This window comes from Phaeodactylibacter luteus, assembly GCF_007993045.1.
Taxonomy (GTDB): domain Bacteria; phylum Bacteroidota; class Bacteroidia; order Chitinophagales; family Saprospiraceae; genus Phaeodactylibacter; species Phaeodactylibacter luteus.
The window spans coordinates 1-464 of the sequence record NZ_VOOR01000207.1; the positions used below are offsets into that span (position 1 = coordinate 1).

The following is a 464-nucleotide window of genomic DNA, read 5'->3' on the forward strand; positions in this document are numbered from 1 at the left end:
CGTCACTACCGCCGTCCAGCTGCTGATCGTTGTGCCCGTAGGCGCCATATCTGCTACCGTTACGCTGCTCGCTACACTTGGCCCGTTGTTCGTCACCGTAATGGTGTAAGGCACCGTTGTGCCCGGCACGTAGGTAGTGGTGTTGTTCGTCTTAACCGTGGTGATGTCCGATACCTCGTCCGGTGTGTCCGGGCCGTCCGTACAATCTGGGCAGTCCGGCGTCGGGTCTTCTGGGTTCGTTACCGTGACTATGTTGGTCAGGCCGCCCGTGAAGTCGGCAGGCACGTCCACGTTCACCGTGTAGGTTACTACTGCGCCGTTGGACATGTTCGTGATCACCTCACTGAAGTCGCCGGTGCCCGAAGCGTTCGCCAGCGTCGCTGTGCCGGTGGTCACTACCGCCGTCCAGCTGCTGATCGTTGTGCCCGTAGGCGCCATATCTGCTACTGTTACGCTGCTCGCAA

Annotated in this window: 1 pseudogene; it reads right to left on the bottom strand. The window is 60.3% G+C overall.

Features of this window, described 5'->3' with window-relative positions:
* A pseudogene (locus FRY97_RS22085) lies at positions 1-464 on the bottom strand (DUF11 domain-containing protein); the annotation flags it as partial.